12 protein-coding genes are annotated in these 18,760 nt (G+C 40.3%); all 12 read right to left on the minus strand.

Annotated elements, in window-relative coordinates; genetic code table 11:
- Nucleotides 1–27 precede the first annotated feature (27 nt).
- Nucleotides 28–507 carry a DUF1456 family protein gene (locus H4J61_RS17155; RefSeq protein ID WP_182137140.1) on the minus strand — a complete coding sequence of 160 codons (480 nt, stop codon included), beginning with the start codon at nt 505–507 and terminating at the stop codon, nt 28–30.
- Nucleotides 508–608: 101 nt separating this feature from the next.
- Entirely contained in the window at nt 609–2,174 is a 1,566-nt protein-coding gene (ubiB, locus tag H4J61_RS17160; RefSeq protein WP_182186485.1) for a ubiquinone biosynthesis regulatory protein kinase UbiB, read from the minus strand.
- Nucleotides 2,175–2,183: 9 nt separating this feature from the next.
- A complete protein-coding gene (locus H4J61_RS17165) occupies nt 2,184–2,825 on the minus strand; it encodes an SCP2 domain-containing protein (protein WP_182186488.1) in 642 nt (213 codons plus the stop codon).
- Between the two features lie 4 nt (nt 2,826–2,829).
- A complete protein-coding gene (gene ubiE, locus H4J61_RS17170) occupies nt 2,830–3,618 on the minus strand; it encodes a bifunctional demethylmenaquinone methyltransferase/2-methoxy-6-polyprenyl-1,4-benzoquinol methylase UbiE (RefSeq protein WP_182186603.1) in 789 nt (262 codons plus the stop codon).
- A gap of 361 nt (nt 3,619–3,979) precedes the next feature.
- The gene (recG, locus tag H4J61_RS17175; RefSeq protein ID WP_182186606.1) at nt 3,980–6,067 is read right to left on the minus strand and encodes an ATP-dependent DNA helicase RecG; all 2,088 of its coding nucleotides are present in this window, start codon (nt 6,065–6,067) and stop codon (nt 3,980–3,982) included.
- Between the two features lie 41 nt (nt 6,068–6,108).
- Nucleotides 6,109–6,819, minus strand: a complete 711-nt coding sequence (gene trmH / locus H4J61_RS17180; RefSeq protein ID WP_182186490.1) for a tRNA (guanosine(18)-2'-O)-methyltransferase TrmH — start codon at nt 6,817–6,819, stop codon at nt 6,109–6,111.
- A gap of 80 nt (nt 6,820–6,899) precedes the next feature.
- The gene (locus tag H4J61_RS17185) at nt 6,900–7,289 is read right to left on the minus strand and encodes a RidA family protein (protein WP_182137136.1); all 390 of its coding nucleotides are present in this window, start codon (nt 7,287–7,289) and stop codon (nt 6,900–6,902) included.
- A gap of 17 nt (nt 7,290–7,306) precedes the next feature.
- Nucleotides 7,307–9,412, minus strand: coding sequence for a bifunctional GTP diphosphokinase/guanosine-3',5'-bis pyrophosphate 3'-pyrophosphohydrolase (spoT, locus tag H4J61_RS17190; RefSeq protein WP_182137135.1), 2,106 nt, complete (start codon nt 9,410–9,412; stop codon nt 7,307–7,309).
- A gap of 210 nt (nt 9,413–9,622) precedes the next feature.
- Nucleotides 9,623–9,898, minus strand: a complete 276-nt coding sequence (gene rpoZ, locus H4J61_RS17195) for a DNA-directed RNA polymerase subunit omega (RefSeq protein WP_182137134.1) — start codon at nt 9,896–9,898, stop codon at nt 9,623–9,625.
- A 74-nt stretch (nt 9,899–9,972) separates the two neighbouring features.
- Entirely contained in the window at nt 9,973–10,596 is a 624-nt protein-coding gene (gene gmk, locus H4J61_RS17200) for a guanylate kinase (protein ID WP_182186493.1), read from the minus strand.
- 195 nt (nt 10,597–10,791) lie between these two features.
- Nucleotides 10,792–11,745 carry a diguanylate cyclase domain-containing protein gene (locus H4J61_RS17205; protein WP_182186502.1) on the minus strand — a complete coding sequence of 318 codons (954 nt, stop codon included), beginning with the start codon at nt 11,743–11,745 and terminating at the stop codon, nt 10,792–10,794.
- 18 nt (nt 11,746–11,763) lie between these two features.
- Nucleotides 11,764–18,462: a response regulator gene (locus H4J61_RS17210; RefSeq protein WP_182186504.1), complete on the minus strand. Its 6,699-nt coding sequence runs from the start codon at nt 18,460–18,462 to the stop codon at nt 11,764–11,766.
- Nucleotides 18,463–18,760 lie beyond the last annotated feature (298 nt).

Genomic DNA, 18,760 nt, shown 5'->3' on the forward strand with positions numbered 1-18,760 from the left:
TAGCCTAGCTAGTGTTATTAAGTCCTATTACTCTTTTATTTCTACAATAGCTTGATGATTTTTTAAGTGTAAGCCATTAAAAAATTTCAATAAGGTGTCATCGTTACAACCGCGGAAGTGTTTGTGCTCAGGTTTACGGAAAAAAGCACTGAGTTCATGTTTACTTAAGGTTAATTCAGCAGAGTCAAGCAAGGCAATAATATCTTCAGCTTTTAACGCCAGAGCGATTTTTACTTTGTTAAAGACAATATTGTTATTTATTGGCTGATCCAACTGCGCTTGCGCACCCTCTTTTGCTCCTCGACATTCTATTATTAAGCCATCAAGAAAACTCGCTAAGATATTATCAGCAATACGAGCAAAGGCTTGTTCACCATTTTTGCGGAAAAAATTATTAATTTCTTCATCGCTTTGTGGGCATGAGGCCAATTGAAAAATAGCGGATATTTTTTCATTGTTTAAGCTAAAGATATAACGAATGTGATGTAAAACTTCGTTGTTAGTCATGTTTGATCCTGTTGAATTAATTTGTTTTTTATTACTTAGACTTAAGACTTAACCTAAAGTACTGGGTTCTAGCCCTGTACCTAGTCACTCTCAAATGGTTATTAAGTAAAGCTAATGGTCAAGCAAATAACTAGCGTGGCTATAACGACCAGTTTGGTTATTTGCTTGCTATGTTGCTGTTGTTGCAACTGTATTTGTTTCAATGTTATTAATTGCTGACGTTGTGCTGTTCGATTAGTTTTTAAGTAATCGTAGACTAAGTCAGGTATCTCGGGCAGTTTTTCGTTCCAAAAGGGTAAGTTGTCTTTTACTTTCTTAATAACCGCTTTGATGCCCATTTGTTCTTTGACCCATTTTTCTAAAAATGGCTTGGCGGTTTGCCAAAGATCTAAAGCCGGGTAAAGCTGTCGGCCTAAGCCCTCGATATAAAGTAGGGTTTTTTGCAGTAAAACTAGCTGGGGTTGTAATTCCATATTAAAGCGACGTGCGGTATTAAAAAGATTGACTAATACCTGACCAAAAGAAATTTCAGACAAAGGTTTGTTGAAGATAGGCTCACATACGGTTCGTATGGCAAACTCAAATTCATCAACACTAGTGTCACTGGGTACCCAGCCTGAATCAACATGTAATTGTGCCACTTTACGGTAGTCACGGTTAAAAAAAGCCACAAAATTTTCCGCTAAATAGCGTTTATCTTCGCGGTTTAAGGTACCAACGATACCGTAATCAATGGCAATCCAAGTGGGATCGTCTGGGGTTGTTGCGTCAACAAATACGTTACCTGGGTGCATATCAGCATGAAAAAAACTGTCTCGAAATACTTGAGTGAAAAATACTTCAACGCCCCGTTCAGCGAGTAATTTCATGTTAACGTTTTTTGCTAGTAAGGTCTCAACGTCACCAACACCTACGCCATAAATACGTTCCATTACCATGACATTTTTTGAACAATATTCGCTGTAGACTTCAGGCACATAAAGCACCTTGTCGCTATCTCGTCCTTGGCTAAAATTGCGCTTTAATTGCATAGCATTAGCCGCTTCACGGTTTAAATCTAATTCTTCTAACATGGTTTTTTTATATTCAGCGACAACTTCTAGAGGATGTAAACGTTTGCCATCGGGTAACCAACGAGCAACAATGTTGGCAAAAAGTGACATCACGTTCAGGTCAGCGATGATGGTTGCTGTAATATTAGGTCGTAATACTTTTAACACCACCTCTTGCTCGCCCTCTGGTTGTAACAAGGTAGCCGTGTGCACTTGGGCAATAGAGGCTGATGCTAAAGGCGTTAGATCAAAATCTTTAAATTGTTGTGCAAAAATGTCTGCGCCAATGGCCGCGATAATAATTTTTTCGGCATCTTCACCAGCAAACGCAGCCACTTTATCTTGCAATAAAGTTAATTCATTGGCGAAGTCGTCTGACAATAAATCTCGGCGGGTGGAGAGCATTTGGCCAAACTTAACAAATACTGGGCCCAATGACTCTATCGCCATTCGAAAGCGCTGTGCCTGAGTTTTGTCTTGGTGTTTGTTTTTCAGCCAAAACAATGAGCTGCGCAATATTTTTATATACCATGGCAGGTACTTTTCAGGTAGAAGCTCATCAAGCCCAAACTGAAGAAAGGTTTTTACTATTTTGTATAAACGTTTACTACTCACCACAGACCCTTATGATAATTTGCTTATGTGTTTAGTTAATTGTTCAAGTCGTTGGCTTAAAGCACTAACTTGTTGTTCTACATCTTCAACATCCTGATTAAAATAAGACATTTCAGTGGCTGTTATGATTAGTCGCTTCTGATGTATTAGCCACTCGCTGGCATCTGCTTGAATTTTTGTCCCAGCAAAGTTTAAGGTCTTTAATAGCTTGTGACCCAGTTGGCCTAATTTGTAAGCAGGAATATCACCAATACGTTTGGCTAACTCACTTTGCCAATCAATATCAAGTGTTTGAGCAATGTCAGCAAAGCGCTGAGCTACTTTTAAATCACCTTGAATATCGAGTTTATCTTTTTTAATTAAATCCGTCAGTTGTTGCTCTTTTTTTAACTCAATTAAGCTGCTGATACTGGTGATTAAACAGCAGTCGTTATGTGCATCATTACTGCTAACATGAATTTTTTCATCACTAACGGTAAAGCTTAAAGGAAACGGTAATTCTGCCAATTTAATGGTGAGTGTTTTCTCAGACAAAGGCTTTAAAGCCCGAATACCGTGCAAATTATAGCCCAGAAACTGATTGATAACGGTTTCAAGTATCGCACTTAGGGCTTGAGCAAACATGAGTTGCTGACTAATAGTTTGAGGCATAAGGCTAAAACTTATAACCTTTATGCAGTGCCACTACCCCACCGGTTAAATTTTTGAAACTGGTTTGTTCAAAGCCAGCGGTATCCATCATGGTTTTCAGGGTTTCTTGATCAGGGTGCATGCGAATAGACTCGGCTAAATATTGGTAACTATCACCGTCTTTTGCCACTAACTCACCTATTTTAGGTAAGATGTTAAAAGAATAGAAATCGTAGGCCTTATTAACTAACTCATGTTCTGGTTTTGAAAACTCTAAAACTAATAAACGGCCACCTGGTTTGAGCACACGATACATAGAGCGCAATGCCATGTCTTTATCGGTCACATTGCGTAAACCAAAAGCTATCGTGATAATATCAAAGGTATTATCTTCAAACGGTAAATATTGCGCGTTGGCTTGCACGTATTCAATATTTTGCACTAAACCCAGGTCACGCAACTTATCGCGCCCAACATTGAGCATTGAGCTATTGATATCGGCTAAGATAACTTTACCTTCACGGCCAACAAGTTGAGAAAATTTTGCCGTTAAATCGCCGGTACCACCGGCTAAGTCTAGTACTTTATTACCCGGGCGTACGCCACTGGCATCGATAGTAAAACGTTTCCATAAGCGATGAATGCCAAATGACATTAAATCATTCATCACGTCATATTGCTGAGCAACAGAATGAAACACGCTGGCAACTTTCGACTCTTTTTCATTTTTTTCGACCGTTTGAAAGCCAAAATGGGTCGTGTTTTCGTCACTAGTGTCATTATTAATCGGATGATTTTGATCGTGTGAAGACATCATGATTTCGCTGTTAACTATAATTAGACTTAGTTTACCGCATTTTTTTAGATTAATTAACACTTGAGATCACGGTGGCGGTTATTAATAGCAAGTTGATTAATTAGCTGTTCATTTTTAACGGTTAAAATCAAAAAATACAGCGTTATAAACTTGATACGTCACATGACGACTGATTGAATTGTATGGCTTAAATTTAGCCCTTTTTTTGCAGGAAAAAGAGAACACTGAGTTAACCGAATGAATAGAAGATAAAATCAGACTCAAAGAAGCTTATCAACAAGTGATTTTTACCGCTATTTTTTGCTGTTCAAAGGTCATGAGTAAATAGTGTCATTTACCCAAGTGTTCGGATCTCAGTCTAGGCATTAGAATATTTTTCACGGTTGGCTAACCAGCGATTAATGAGCGCGTTGGCTTGGTCTGGGTATTTTTGCCATATCAGGTGAGCATCTTGTTGTACTTCTGGTATTAAGTGGGCATCGCGTTGCAGGTCAGCAATTTTTAGATCCGCCAAACCGGTTTGTTTGGTGCCAAGTAATTCACCCGGCCCGCGAATTTCGAGATCTTTTTGTGCGATAACAAAGCCATCGTTACTTTCTCTGAGTACTTTTAAGCGCTTGGTGGCGGTTTTAGTCAAAGGTGCTTTGTACATTAATACACAATGAGAAGCCACTAAGCCACGACCAACACGGCCGCGTAATTGATGTAGTTGTGCTAAGCCTAAACGTTCGGGATTTTCAATCACCATTAAGCTCGCATTTGGCACATCCACACCCACCTCAATAACGGTTGTTGCTACTAAGACGTCCAGTTCGCCAAGCTTAAAACGCTCCATCACGGCTTGTTTTTCATCCGCCTTCATTCGGCCATGCACTAAACCAATTTTTAAGGCGGATAATTGTGCTTGCAAATACACCGCCGTATCTTCCGCGGCTTGGCATTGTAATACCTCGGACTCTTCAATGAGCGTACACACCCAATAGACTTGACGGTTATCCTTGGTGCAACCTTGACGAATGCGTTCAACAACATCATCTCGGCGACTGTCCGGCAAGGCGACTGTGGTAATAGGGGTTCGTCCCGGCGGCAATTCGTCAATCACTGAAGTGTCTAAATCTGCATAAGCTGTCATGGCTAAAGTACGCGGAATAGGCGTAGCTGTCATGATTAACTGATGGGGGTAATGGCCTTGCCATGCGCCTTTTTCACGTAAAGATAAACGCTGGTGGACGCCAAACTTATGTTGTTCGTCAATAATAACCAGGGCTAGTTTGTTAAATATCACTTGCTCTTGAAACAAAGCATGCGTGCCAATAACCATTTGCATATTACCATTTTCGATCTGCTCTAAAGCATGGCGTCTTGCTTTGGCTTTGGTTTTACCTACCAGCCAGCCAACTGAAATACTCAGTGGCCCAAACCATTTTTCAAAATTAATCGCATGTTGCTCTGCCAATATTTCTGTTGGCGCCATTAAGGCCACCTGAAAACCTTGGCCAATCGCGGTTAATGCAGCTAATGCGGCAACGAGTGTTTTGCCTGAACCTACGTCACCTTGTACTAAACGCATCATGGGCATAGGTTTTAACAGGTCAGTACGTATTTCTGCCGTCACTTTTGCTTGTGCGCCTGTCGGTGTAAAAGGCAGTGACGCTAAAAAGTTTTTCTCTAGTTGAGTGTCTATAGCCAGAACAACGGCGGGGTGATGATCATTGGCGGCACGTAATTTTAACATGCTGAGGTTATGGGCTAATAATTCTTCTTTGATCAGCCTAAGCTGTGCTGGGTGTTTGCCATCTTCCATTAAAACCACTGAGGTCTCTGGGGGTGGCCGGTGAATTAAGGCGAGTGCTTCAGCTAAGCTATATTGTTGATGACTAATTTCAACCGGCAATAATTCTTCTACTTTGCCGCTCTGCAAGTGCTTTAATGCTTGTTCGGTTAGATTGCGTAAAGAAATTTGTCGTAAACCGTCGGTGGTAGAATAAACCGGTGTTAGGGTTTCTTCCGCGACAGTTAATGCTTGATCTTGATCTAGGGCTTTATATTCTGGGTGTACTATTTCAAAGCCACGCATGCCACGATTAATTTCACCATAGCAGCGGATATTGAGCCCGACAGCTAGGCTATTTTTTTGACTAGCTGAAAAGTGAAAAAAACGTAGATTAATACTGCCAGTGCCATCATTGATGGTGACTAACATCATTCTACGCTTGCCTTGTATTATCTCATTTTGGGTAACTTCGCCAATAATATTGGTGAAGAGACCGGGCATAAGATCACGCACCGCGGTAACACGTGTGCGGTCTTCATAACGCAACGGTAAATGAAAAAGTAAGTCTTGTAGTGACACTAGACCAATTTTTTCCAACTTAGTCGCCATACCGGGTCCGACACCTTTTAAGGTAGTGACAGGGATTTGGGCTAAATTAGTTAAGGCTTCCATTGCGCGAGGCACCGCTGACTCCTTTGATATCAGTTTGAAATTTATTCGTTATCAATATCTTGCCAAGCAGCTTGGGTCATTTGCATTTGCTGCCACCATTGCTCTGATGCCACAATTTGTCCAGCTTCATCGATCTCTGGATAGGCTAAGCCTTTACGTTGGCAGGCGGTAGCAAAAATAGGATGGCCACCTTCAAATAATATCCGTTGTCGGCGTTGTTGGCTTATTCTGGGTTGTTGATATAACCCCGCCGCTTGACGCTGGCGTTGGGCTTCATATAACACCACTGAACAAGCAACAGAAACATTTAATGACTGCACCATGCCTACCATAGGAATCACAATGTCTTGGTCAGCCATTTCAAGTGCTTTAGCCGAGGCGCCAAACTTTTCTTGTCCAAGAATAATAGCGGTTGGCTTGGTATAGTCAATCTCACGAAAGTCGACAGCTGTAGCTGACAAGTTAGTTACCAGCACCTGCATACCTTGCTTTTTTAACTCGGTAATTGCGTCTTCGGTGCGGTTATAATTATGCACTTCTATCCAGTTTTGACTACCTGCCGCACTGCCGCCAGAGATACGCATGGTTTCATTTTTCCATACAGCATGTACATCGCTAACACCAACCGCATCTGCTGTGCGAACTACAGCAGCTAGGTTATGAGTTTTGTGCACACCTTCCATACATACGGTTAAATCAGGTTGGCGTTGATCTAACATGCTTTTAATTCTTTGTAGTCTATCCGGAGTCATATACTGGTTCTAACGTTGAGTAAAATATTGGCAAGCTTTTATCAGTGTTGCTTGCCGGCAAGTAGTGTTATGGCTTAATGTTAACTGTAATTGGGTAATTCCATAATACCGTCAATTTCGATGGCAACGTCTTTTGGCAAACGTGCTACCTGTACCGCGGCTCTTGCTGGGTAAGGTTGTTGAAAATATTGGCTCATAATTTCGTTAACCGTAGCGAAGTTGGCTAAATCTTGTAAAAATATATTCACTTTTACCATGTCATTGATATTGCCGCCGGCCGCTTCGCATACGGCGACAATATTTTTAAATACCTGTTGTGTTTGCTCAGCAAAATCTTCAGAAATAATTTCCATAGTTTCAGGTACTAAGGGAATTTGGCCTGATAGATAAACGGTATTATTGACTTTTACCGCTTGGCTATAGGTACCGATTGCACTGGGCGCGTTTTCTGTATTAATAATTGTTTTCATAGTATTCCTAAGCTTTCCTATTTGTTACGCACAACGCGTTGAACGTCGCCCATGACTTTAATTTTTCGGATGATTTTGGCAAGGTGAACCCTGTTCCGACAGGTAATTTCTATATCAATCAGGTACAGTCCGGACTCTTTCTCACCAGAATTTAGTGTGTGAACATTTGAGCCACAACGGGCAACCACACTGGTTAAGGCGGCAAGAGCACCTTTATGATTGAGAATATCGATACGTAATTTGGCAATAAAATCGCGGTCAATATCTGTATCCCATCGAACCGGGAACAAACTACCTTGTTCATGACCTTTATTATTTCTACAGCCATGTTGGTGTACCATTAAGCCTTTACCAGGACTTAAATAAGCCAGAATAGAATCACCAGGAATAGGTCTACAGCATTTACCATAACTGACCATCATACCTTCGGTGCCCTTAATCGGCATTTTATTTTTAGTCTTTGGTTGTATATCAGACTCGTCAGTAAATTCGTCTTTTAAACGTTTAGCGATACCTATGCTTAATGCGTTACCAAGACCTATATTGATCAGTAATTCTTCAGTAGTTTTATTGCCGGTGTCTTTAACCACTTGGCACAGTTTTTCTGCGGCAATGTCTGCGAGTTTTGTGGTCCCAAGCGCGTGGCTTAGTAAGCGTCGACCTAAGGCAAGAGACTCAGTTTTTTCTTGTGAGCGCAAGTAGGTACGAATTTGCAAACGCGCTTTTGCGGTAACGACAAAGTTAAGCCAAGTCGCGTTAGGTCGGGCAGCAGAAGAGGTCACCACTTCGATAGTCTGGCCTGAATCTAAGGGTTGGCTTAATGGATAAGGTTTACGTTCAACTTTTACGCCCACGCATGAGTTACCAACGTCGGTATGCACTGCATAAGCAAAATCGACCGCTGTTGCCCCCATAGGCAATTCGATAATACGGCCGTCGGGAGTAAAAACGTAAATTTCTTCTGGAAAAAGATCTGATTTTACATTTTCGATAAACTCAAATGAGCTACCCGCACTTTGTTGTAATTCTAATAAACTTTGCATCCAGCGACGGGCTTTCATTTGCGCTGTAGTGCCGGTGTCTTTGCCGTCTTGTTTATATAACCAGTGAGCGGCAACACCTTTATCGGCCATTTGATCCATATCGTGGGTACGAATTTGAATTTCAACAGGAATACCATGAGGGCCAATTAAAGACGTATGCAGTGATTGATAGCCGTTAGTTTTTGGAATCGCCACATAGTCTTTAAAGCGTGATTCAATCGGCTTATACAAATTATGGGCGGCGCCTAAAGCGCGATAGCAGTCATCAATTTTGTCACCAACAATAATTCTAAAGGCATAAATGTCCATGACTTCATTGAACATTAATTCTTTATTTTGCATTTTTTTATAGATGGAATAAAGATGTTTCTCTCGGCCAATAACTTGAGCTTTAATGCCATTTTCTGCTAGGCGGCTGGTCAACTCTGCTTGGATATTGTTGATAATTTCTTTACGGTTGCCACGTGCTTGTTTTACCGCTGACTTTAATGCTCGTGCGCGCATCGGATAGAGGGCTTCAAAGCCTAAAGTCTCCAGTTCATTTTTAATGTCATGAATACCCAAGCGATTGGCGATTGGCGCATAGATATCTAATGTTTCACGGGCTATTCGTCGACGTTTATCAGGTCGCAATGCCCCTAAAGTTCGCATGTTGTGGGTGCGATCGGCAAGTTTGATTAAAATAACACGAATATCTTGCACCATGGCCAAAACCATTTTGCGAAAGTTTTCCGCTTGCATTTCTTCTTTATTATCAAATTTGAGCTTGTCGAGTTTACTCACACCTTCAACCAGCTCTGCCACCGTATGGCCAAATAATTCAGCTAACTGGTCTTTAGTGGTCGCGGTATCTTCAATCACGTCATGTAGCAAAGCAGCCATTAAGGTTTCGTGATCTAAATGCATTTTCGCAAGATTAAGGGCAACGGCCACTGGGTGCGTTATATAGGGTTCACCACTTGAGCGCATTTGGCCGTCATGTGCTTCACGCGCAACAATATAGGCCTGCTTTAGTAGGTCAATTTGTACCTTGGATAGATAACTTGATACGTGTTTTTTTAGTGGTTCAAAAAGGTACACTCAGTAATTCCTTAATGATGAGAGTGGCTCAGCTTTTAGCAATAGGTTTAGAATACGATTATTTTGCCGCTATGCCAATGTTTAAGCGCGCTAGCACGAATTTTTATTATTCATTTACTCAAACTTAACAGATAATAAAAAACGCGTAAATTACTGTGAGGTAATTTACGCGTTTTTTATGTCGCAATTAACGTTAAACGTAAGCGAATATTATTGATTGCCACCAACAATGGCTGCAATCTTGTCTAATTCTTCATCATCTTGTTGTACTTGTTCATGACGATCAGACTTGTCCATTACTGCAGTGGTGATAAGACCGGCTTCGATTTCACGCAAAGCTATTACTGTTGGTTTGTCATTTTCAGGATCAACCAATGGGTCTTTTCCGCCCGTAGCAATTTGACGAGCACGACGAGATGCAATTAGCACCAAATCAAAACGGTTACCGACTTTTTCTACGGCATCTTCAACAGTTACGCGAGCCATTTGGTCACTCCAGCAATTAAATTTATAAAATAGTCGCGTAGTTTACTTGATCTAACGGTAAGTAAGCAAGCGCTCTACGCTAATAATTCTGCAAATAAGCCTTGATGCTGGCAAACTTGTTGACTGCGCTTTAAACGCTGATTGTTTACTACTGTAGTCAGGTCCGTTAAGGCTTGCTGAAAATCATCATTGATAATAATGTAGTCAAATTCTTGATAGTGTGAACATTCTGCTTTTGCTTGCGCCATGCGTGCTTGAATAACCTCTTCACTGTCTTGGCCACGGCCACGCAAGCGCTCTTCTAATGCTTGTTTTGAAGGTGGGCTAATAAAGATGGTGGTTACGTCTGGTTTCTTTATTCTAACTTGCTGTGCACCTTGCCAGTCAATATCAAGAAAAACATCAATGCCTTGTGCAAGCTGTTGATCTATCGCTATTTCACTGGTGCCATAGCAGTTACCAAATACGGCGGCGTATTCGTAAAAGTGTTTATCCGCAATGGCACCTTTAAATTGCTCTTCGCTCACAAAGTGATAGTGTTGACCATCGACTTCACCGGGACGAGGATCGCGTGTTGTGTGTGAAACAGACACTTGCATGGGTCTTGCTGATGTTTGTTTAAGTAAAGCGGAGATTAAACTCGATTTACCTGCGCCACTAGGGGCAGATAGAATGAAAAGGTTGCCTTTAGTTGTCACAATTTATCCTTGGTAGCTGAGTAAGTAACAGCTACTAGTAAGGCCAATTACTGTCATGAATTGCGCACTATTTCAATTGGCGTAGTCAGTGTTAATGACGCGCACTATAACTAAAATCTGGCGGGTTGCCCATTAATTTGTCTTGGCAATGCCTGATGTTTTTTGCTTGAATCAGGCAATGTCGAGCGGTATTTGCTAATTGCTTTGATCAAGTTCGAGCAGGTTAAAAGCATTTCGAGTGTCTTTTTTAACTAAATATAGCCTTTCATCAGCTTGCTGCATAATTTGCTCAATGCTGGTATTTTTATGAGGAATGACTTGTATAGCGCCAATACTTACCGAAACATGGCCAATCGTGTTCACCGCAAGATGTTCAATAGCGAGCTCAGTTATGCTGTTAAGACAAACAGCCAGCACGGTTGAGGCTTTACAGCTTACAACCACAGGAAAATAAAAATAAAACTCTTCTCCACCACAGCGAAAAATAGCGCCATTATAATGGTATAAGTTGCGTTTAATGGTTTGAGCAATTTTACGTAAAACCACATCACCTTGTTGGTGACCATAATGATCATTGTATTTTTTAAAGTGGTCAACATCGATAATGCCATACACCATAGCAGTTTGAGCATGCTGAGCAGTTAGCCAACTTTCAGTGCTGTCTTGCAGCCATTTTCGACGATTGGGTAACTCGGTCAAACTGTCGAATAATGCAAATCTTTGCAATAAATTACGTTGACGAATAATTTCTAAATGCGTGTTAACCCTTGCCCTCACAATACTGTAGTTAAAGGGCTTTTGAATATAGTCACAAGCGCCGAGCATTAAAGCTTTTTCTTCATCTTCTACCTCTTGTAAACCGGTAATAAAAATAACGGGAATACTGGCTAACTGAGGGTGTTTTTTTAGCTTTGCCATGAGCTCAAAACCGTTTTCTTCTGGCATCAGTACATCAAGCAAAATAATATCAGGGTTTTCCTGCAAAGCGAGTTGAAAACCTTGTTTAGCACTTTTACAAGCCACCACGTTGTAGTGATCTTTGAAGATTGATGCTAATACTTTTAAGTTAACGCTCTCATCGTCAATACACAATAGCGTATAGCTTTGTTCATGCGCCCTACGGCCTTCTTCCTTGTTGAGTGATTGCATTATATTTCTATACCTAAGCTAGTTGGCGTTGCTTATTTTTTGCTCTAATGTTAATAATGCCGCTAAAGCTTCATCAAAGTCAAAGTTGTTGACTAATGTTTGGATGTTAACTGTCTGCTGATGGTAAGGTGTTTGATCGCCAAGTTCCATTAACTGCTGGCTAATGTCTTGTGATTTAATGTTAGCAGATATTAAGTAAGGCTTTAATTTTACTATAATTTCCTTCACTTTTTGGTGGTTAAGGGGCGGGTCATTTTTCGCTAATATTAGCGGATGATAAATACCATTTAATTGTCCAATAATAACGTCTAAATCTGCAGTAACTTGGTTGAGCTTTAATTTAATATCTTGGCCTTGATGATGAATTTCGTTTTCCAAGGCATTAGCACTTGCCGCCAATGCAACCGCACCAATATATCGTGCGGTTGATTTTAACGAGTGCGCACTGCGATAAAGAACGTCTGTTTGCTCCAAGTGATAAAATTGCACCATGACTTTTGCCAGTACTTGATAATTTAACCAAAAGTCATAGATCAATTCAGTATAAAGACTTTCTTTGCCTTGCAGCTTTTTAACCGCGTCATCAACCGCTAAAATAGTAGTTTGACGAAGTGTAGCTAATCTTTCCTGAGTGTTACTCGATTGCGCTGAGTTAGCTGGCTTATGCTTGATAGCAGCGTTTGGCTTAACTAAATACTGCTTGAGTGTTTGGTATAATAATTCAGGATCAATAGGTTTGGTCAGGTGTAGGTTCATGCCGGCAGCGATACTTTTTTCTATATCGCCTTTCATCGCGTGTGCGGTCATAGCAATAATCGGCAAGTCTTGTAATGTTAGCGTTCGACGAATTTCTTTCGTTGCGGTTAAACCATCCATTTCTGGCATTTGAATATCCATCAAGATTAAGTCAAATCTTTGAGTGGCCAACTTTTCTAAGGCAACAAGGCCATTTTCGGCACATGCTACGGTGATTTTTGTGTCGGCTAGAAACTCTTTTGCCACTTGTTGGTTGATCATATTATCTTCAACCAATAAAACGCTATAGGCACTTAAATTGGGGACTATGAGTTCTGGCTGGATTTTTTCCACAAGAATATGTTCGCTCTCTGTATTTAATAATTCAACAATGACCTTAGTTAATGCCGATGGATTAATCGGTTTTTCAAGAAATTGTTCAATACCCGTATTAACGGTTAAAGCTTTTGCTTCGTCTTTATCAAAGGCAGAAACCATTAATATATGAGGCAATTTTTTCTTTATTTGTGCTTGAATATGCTTTGCTGCTTGGATGCCGTCCATATTAGGCATCTTCCAATCCATCATGACCATATCATAGGGGCTGTCAGTTTGTTGTGCAGAGCATACCGCCGCTAATGCTTGTGCACCGTTTTCGACCCCATCGGCAGAAATTTCAATATCAGCTAACGCTTTGATTAATACTTTTCTGGCGATATCGTTATCATCGGCCACTAAAACTTTTAACTTAGATAGTACTTGTCGATTGATGGTTGGCATAATGTCAGCCACTTGTTGAGCATGTTCAAAGCGTGCGGTAAAGCTGAAGGTTGAGCCAACATTGAGTTCACTCTTCAGTGAAATTTCGCCATGCATTAGCTCAGTTAATTGTTTACTTATAGCTAAACCTAAACCCGTACCACCGTATTTACGGGTGACTGAATCGTCGGCTTGGCTAAATGATTGAAATAAGCCTTGTTGCTGTTGCTGGCTCATGCCTATGCCTGTGTCGTGTACCGAAAATTTTAGGCAGGTTGTTTGACTATTTTCACTGTGCTTTTCAATGCAGATATTAATAGAGCCCACATGAGTAAACTTCAAAGCATTATTAGCCAAATTAACGATCACCTGTTGTAAACGCAGTGGATCACCTTTAACTATTTTTGGGACGTTGGCGGCGATATCAATAACAAACTCTACACCTTTTTCATGCACTTTCAGGCTACAAATATTAACCACACGTTGCAGTATTTCGGGTAGAGAAAACGCAATGCACTCTAGGGTGAGTTTTTCGGCTTCTATTTTTGAAAAATCTAAAATGTCGTTAATTAAAGCTAATAATGATGTGGAGGAATCTTGTATTTTCTCTAAATAATCTTGTTGTGTTACTGACAGTTGGGTGCGCAAAGCTAATTGACTTAAACCAATGACCGCGTTCATGGGTGTTCTGATCTCGTGGCTCATGTTGGCTAAAAAATTAGATTTAGCCTGGCTGGCTTGTTCTGCTTTAATTTTTTCTGCGGCCAATTCTTTGGTACGTTGATAAATTTGATCTTCAAGATTGCGACTGTAATTGAGTATTAGCTGGTACAGTTTGGCATTATCAAACGAAATAGCGGTTTGATTAGCAAGCAGCTGCAGGACATTAACCCGTTCATCATTAAATACACCTGCAATATCGTAATGTTCAAGGTAGACAATACCTTGTAAATTGCCTTTGACTATACTGGGAAAACAGAGCATTGATTTTGGCTGATGCGCTGTAAAGTAAGGATCCGATAAAAAATGCTCTTGAACATTGAGATGCGTTAATACTTGCGTTTTTAGGGTGCGAGAAACCAAGTTAATAATCGAGTAAGGCAACAGCTGCTGTTGGGTATTGGCAATACCATCACGAGACAAGGCGACTTCGATATTTAAAATACCATCACTTTGCAATAATAAAGCGCCACTTTGTGCGCCAGCGTTTTCAATAATGATAGCCATCATTCGGTGTAAAAATGCGGATAAGTCGACTTCACCACTTAAGGTTTCAGAGGCTTTTAGCACTGAGGCCAGATCAAGCACTTGGGCACTATTGTGCTGTTGAGCACTGGGCAGGTTATCGCGGTCATAACCTTGTGCACTTAACAGTGATTGGCGCAAGGTTAATAATTGTTGCGCTTTATGCTTGGCTCCCCAAACTTGATAGCCATTAACAGCTTGCTCATAATATTCTCTTGCGAGCGACTTTTTATTGGCGGCTAACCAATAATTGCCGGCCAATTCATTAGCTAGAGCAATATGATGAGGCGCTAAGTACTGCTTGGCCAGCACAATAGCTTGATCGTAACTTTGCCAGGCAGCGCTGTCTTGTAACAAAAATTGTAATTCAGCGCGGATAAGTTTTTCTTTATGGCGATAATTGTCTGGGCTACTGTTGGCCCATTGCGCCATTAAATCAAGGCTAGTATTGATCTCTACGATATTTTCATGATAATTACTGTCTTGTTGCTCAGTGGTTTTATGACGACAATACTGAGCACGGATTAAGGCAGCATAAAAATGAAACTCACCAAAATGATATAAAGAAATAACTGAATGTAGATAAGCTTGTGCCCGCAGCATTTGTGCATGCGCTTGAGTCATATTATTAAATAAATAGGCTTGGATCATCACCGCTAAATGATAGCAAAACAGCGTGGTAATATTTTGCGTTGCCATTAAAATCGGTAGTTGTAATGCCTCATCAAAGTGCTCACCTTGTAAGTTTTTCACCTGGGAATTTTCATCTTGTAAATTGCTAATTAACTGTCGCCACACTTGTATTATCACCCGTTGATAATGCTGTTGTTTACTTTGCATTAACTCAGCATATCGAGCCATTTTTTTTTGACATTTAAAAAGGTTTTTACCACTGAATAAACTGTGCATGCTATAAAGTAATGCACTGTGAAAAGCATACTCAATGCTGCCACACTCAATACCACGATAAAAGTTTTCCTCTAATGGCTTTAAGGTCTTACTCAGTGGCGATGTCCAATGAGCAATAGAGACTTTATGGATGAATTCAAGCTCGACATAAATAGGCTCAGAAGGATATTGTTGATTAACCTCTTTTGCTAAAGTGGCAAAAGCTGAGCCGGCTTCAAAACGACTAAATACACCACATAATAATAAACCATGGCTAGCAAATACTTTCGCGCTTAGCGCAGAAATCCCTGCAGTTAAACATAATTCAAGCGCCGTGTAAGCCATACGCATATAGGCTACAGGACTTAATAAATAAGCCGGTGTTTGAATGGCGTTAAGGATATCTAAGGCCAACAACTTACGCTTGTCGGTCATGGCGGGCAAATTAATCAGGTCAGGAATCTTGCCCGCTTGATATTGTTGCTCTATGGCTAAGTAATTCAGCGGTTCGTTAGCTTGAGGCAGTGTAATAGCAATACTTGCTAATGTGCTCATACCTAAATCTAAGGCTTTTTGCATTTCGTTTTGTGCAATCAGTGATAGCACTTGAATGTTGGCAAAACCTGCTTGGTCAATTACGTCGTTAATCAGCGTATGCTGGTGTTGAAAATGTAAATTACCTTGGTCATAATCTTGCAGGAAGTACAGCGCATTGGCTTTGCCTAATGCGATGCGAAGGCTTAAAGCATATGCTTGCTGCCAATGCAGTTTACCTAAATAGTCTTCAGCCTGATCAAAGTAATAAAGTGCACTATTGTAGTCGTTTATTTCTAAAGATTTTTCGCCGGCAATATTATTAAAATGCGCTAATAGCTTTTCATTACCCTGTTCAATATACAAAGATGAGGCTAAGTTTAGATGCTCAATGTAAGCAAAAACATCCTCTTCAGTGGTTGATTTCTTTGGCGCTTTGGTCGCTATCTCTGCGATAAAATACTGGGCAACTTTGTAATGGATCAGTGATTTTTCGACCGGGTTGGTGAGCAAATAAGCGCTTTGTTGTATTTTATCATGCGAAAACTTAACTTGTTCTAAGCTTTCGATTTGCAGGTCTTGTGAATAAGCAATGAATAAACCATCGGCAATTAAAGGCCGTAACTCTCGTTCAATCTCTTGCTCGGTTACGCCAAGCACTTGGGTTAATAACCTCACAGAGACAAGGCTACCAATACATGCCGCATGGTATAATATATTTTGACCTGCTTTTGAAACATGGGTTAACCGCAACGCCATTATTTCAATCACGTTGTCGGTTGCCGCAAGTGTGTGTGTTAGTTGCTCATCCCAATGCCAATAATTTTGTTTATTTTTAGTTAATATGCCTTGTTGATTTAAAGATTTAATAAATTCTTTAATATAGAAAGGATTACCGGCCGTTTTTTCAATAACGATATCAACTAACTGTTGTGTTTTTTCAGGCTTAAGTGCCAGCGACGCGGCAATAAATTGTTTGATTGCGCTAGCATCGAGTGCTAATAAATTAATCTGGGTATTAAAAGCCTGTGTTTGCTTTATCGCTTCTAACAATGAATTTAATGGCTGGGTAGCAATTATTTCATTGTCTCGAAACGCAATAATCAGCAGTAAATTAGTACTATATTTAGCCCTGACTAGATGCTGCAATAATTGAATACTGGCGATATCAGCCCATTGCATATCATCAATAAAAATAGTCACAATGCTACTCTGCTGGCCAAAGGCTTGTAAAAAATTGACCAGTGTCGCGTTAAAACGGTTACGAGTTTCTTCTGCTGGCAATTCCGCAAGAGTGGGTTGCACGCCAATAATAAGTGCTAGTTCTGGCACCAATTCTACCAATAATTGCCCCTTACCTTGTAAAGCGCTAAGAAAGATCTTTTTCCAGTTGCTTAGGCTGGCTTCACTCTCGCCCAGCAGTTGCTCAATAAGTTCTTTCGTTGCTTGAATCAGTGCAAAATAGGGAATGTTTTTTTTATATTGTTCGTATTTACCTTGAACACAATAGCCTTTTTTTTCAATGATAGGCCGATGTAACTCTTTAATAAGACGTGACTTTCCTGAACCAGAGTGGCCGCTGATCAAACAGATTTGACTACTTTTATGTTGCTCAACAAAGTTAAAGGCTTGTAGTAACCTAGCTTGTTCTTGTTCACGGCCAAAAATAGCCGCTGAAAAAATGAGTTTATTGCTGAAGTCTTTTTCACCCAACGTAAACTCTCGAACCTTGGCCAATTTTTTTAAGTCGGTAGCGCAATGAACAAAATCTGCTTTAAGCCCAATAGCGCTTTGATAACGTTGAGAAGGTTCTTTTTCTAATAAGCGCGCTAATATCTTGGCGATGGCTGTGGGTAGGTCTTGATTGTATTGGTTGGCAAGTGCGGGGGTTTTGGCAATATGGGCATGCACCAGCTCCATTTCATCCGCATAAATAAAAGGTAAGCGACCAGTAAATAAGTTGAATAAGCTCGCACCGATAGAGTAAAAGTCAGAGTAAACTTCAATAACATGATTCATTCTGCCACTAGCTTCAGGCGCTAATGTGGCTAAATAAGGTCGTTCAACACTAAGGTTAGCGGTCTTTTTATGCAGTGCAGAAATTTTTGTCGCAAAACTTAAATCGTATAATAGCGGCTGAAAATTTTCATCGATATAAATATGTTCAGGGCAAATGTTATTCACAATAAAACCGAGTTGATGTAACTGGGCATAAAGCTGACAAATATTGATAGAAATCTGTAACTTACTAGCTAATGAAAGGGGGGTTAATGACAATTCAGCCAGCGTTCGTGTGTGAGGCGAGAAAGGTAATAACGCGTAGCAATATTGTGCTTCGTCATAAATTTCAAGCGGCGCGATTAGTTGCTTGACGGGCAATTGACTTTGTAAAGCTAAACAATGTTTAAAACGAACAAGCGCTTGGTTATTCGTTGTTTTTTTTAAGCACTTAACTAAAAATTTTTGTTCTTTATCATTTTTTACAATAAATACTTGTACAGAGCTTGAAACCTCTTGCTGTTCCTTTACGACCTTGTAGCCTTGAAAATTTATCATTTGCACTATACCAAGTTGGTTACATGTAAGACATATTCAAATGTTGCTAATTTGGGATAAACAGCATGCAAACTTATCATAGTATTTGATTTATCATCAGCTAGGCTTAGAGTCGCAAATGTTCAAGCCTTACTTCAGCTGGTTTCAAATACTTAATTTGCTTTTATTGTTTGTGCTCAACTCGCGACTAAACCTCAACCTGCTACAATCAGTTAATCGCTCAGGTATGAGTTCATCATTCGTTATGTAATGAGCTTAGCACTGGGATATTCAATGTACAGACGAATGAGTCATCGAA

It is taken from the genome of Colwellia sp. MB3u-4 (assembly GCF_014077065.1).
Lineage (GTDB): Bacteria > Pseudomonadota > Gammaproteobacteria > Enterobacterales > Alteromonadaceae > Cognaticolwellia.

Bases quoted from the DNA above. Each gene is read 5' to 3' on its own strand.
- H4J61_RS17155 (WP_182137140.1), bottom strand. From the start codon at position 507: ATGACTAACAACGAAGTTTTACATCACATTCGTTATATCTTTAGCTTA.
- H4J61_RS17165 (WP_182186488.1), bottom strand. From the start codon at position 2,825: ATGCCTCAAACTATTAGTCAGCAACTCATGTTTGCTCAAGCCCTAAGT.
- ubiE (WP_182186603.1), bottom strand. From the start codon at position 3,618: ATGTCTTCACACGATCAAAATCATCCGATTAATAATGACACTAGTGAC.
- recG (WP_182186606.1), bottom strand. From the start codon at position 6,067: ATGGAAGCCTTAACTAATTTAGCCCAAATCCCTGTCACTACCTTAAAA.
- trmH (WP_182186490.1), bottom strand. From the start codon at position 6,819: ATGACTCCGGATAGACTACAAAGAATTAAAAGCATGTTAGATCAACGC.
- H4J61_RS17185 (WP_182137136.1), bottom strand. From the start codon at position 7,289: ATGAAAACAATTATTAATACAGAAAACGCGCCCAGTGCAATCGGTACC.
- rpoZ (WP_182137134.1), bottom strand. From the start codon at position 9,898: ATGGCTCGCGTAACTGTTGAAGATGCCGTAGAAAAAGTCGGTAACCGT.
- H4J61_RS17205 (WP_182186502.1), bottom strand. From the start codon at position 11,745: ATGCAATCACTCAACAAGGAAGAAGGCCGTAGGGCGCATGAACAAAGC.
- H4J61_RS17210 (WP_182186504.1), bottom strand. From the start codon at position 18,462: ATGATAAATTTTCAAGGCTACAAGGTCGTAAAGGAACAGCAAGAGGTT.